Origin of the sequence: Paraburkholderia sp. SIMBA_054 (assembly GCF_046534875.1) — a bacterium.
Classification (GTDB): Bacteria; Pseudomonadota; Gammaproteobacteria; order Burkholderiales; family Burkholderiaceae; genus Paraburkholderia; species Paraburkholderia hospita.
The window spans coordinates 1-1129 of record NZ_JAWRXV010000180.1 but is presented as its reverse complement, the minus strand read 5'-3'; the positions used below and the strand labels follow the sequence as shown (position 1 = coordinate 1129).

At 57.3% G+C, this 1129-nt stretch carries 2 protein-coding genes; both read right to left on the bottom strand.

Annotated elements, in window-relative coordinates; all coding sequences use genetic code 11:
- Positions 1-324: 324 nt before the first annotated feature.
- The gene (locus tag SB822_RS54610) at positions 325-561 is read right to left on the bottom strand and encodes a hypothetical protein (RefSeq protein ID WP_410858788.1); all 237 of its coding nucleotides are present in this window, start codon (positions 559-561) and stop codon (positions 325-327) included.
- A 261-nt stretch (positions 562-822) separates the two neighbouring features.
- The coding region (locus tag SB822_RS54605) for an HAD domain-containing protein (protein ID WP_410858787.1) at positions 823-1129 on the bottom strand (307 nt) is incomplete at its 5' end.

The window sequence follows — 1129 nt, the reverse complement described above, 5'->3', positions numbered from 1 at the left end:
CGCGAGAATTCTCTGGATACTTGGATGCGTCTTTGCGTGCAACTCCAACCAGTTGCTGTGCGAGATCCTCACATATATCCCACCGCTCGAACCGTTCTTCTTCCGTCAGACCAACGACGAATTTGCCGTCAATAAGCCGCCCGGCGAGCTTCGGATGAGCGCCCGCCAGTGACGCTGGCGTGACGTCTCGAGGAAAATCTTCGGGTACGTGTTTACTCATCTGGGATTGGCGATAACGCGTTAGTCGGCATATCAAGTTCGTATGCTTGCAGGAGCTTCCTGCAGCATGCACTGCACACCTTGTCGACACCACTTAGCCCATGGTTACATGCCTTCAGGAGGCGTAATGTGCAGCCAGTCGCCGAGCGTTTCCTTTAAGCAACGTGGACAGAGGTCAATGCTAACGACGTTGCCGTCGCCGAAGATCGAATCAAAGCCCGCAAGGAAGCGAACAGAAAGCCTTTCATGAAACTCAAAATCCACCGGAGTCATTCTTTGCCCGCAACGATCACAAGTGCACCCGGCAATCTCCAAGACTGTTTTCTCTTCGTAGTCGAGCATGATCTGGCGTCCAGATGAAGGTTCGGCGACAACCACGTGCCCATAGGGCCGCGACACACGAGGCGACGCTATCACGCGAAGTCGAGGGCGAACTGATGACGTGGATTCGCAACAGACGCTCGACGTTCGCAAGATCTCGACGAGATCGACCGAGCGGCTTCATACAGCAAATAGCGTCTTGACGCACCCGCCGCACGCCTTTGTCCAGCCACGTGACGACGATGACCGAGAAGCCCGGCAGGTCGTGAACGGACACAGAAATCAAGCACAGGCGTCCGGTTCGTGCCCGTCCATTTCATACAGTTTCTCTTTCAACTGCGCCAGCGCCCCCGGCGCACTGATCCCGAGGATCGGGTCTGTGCGGACCAGGCGGTCTTCACACCAACTCGGCCAGTTCTCGAAGTCATCGTCGAGCGCAAGCCATGCCTCCGGCTTACGGCGAAGCACATCGGACCACACCTGAAAACCTCGCGGTGCGTCGGCGAACGCGTTCAGGTCCATGCGACTATGGAAGGTAGCGCCGACAACCCTTTCCCGCAATGCCGGAGTCAGTCCGCGCGACACGCGG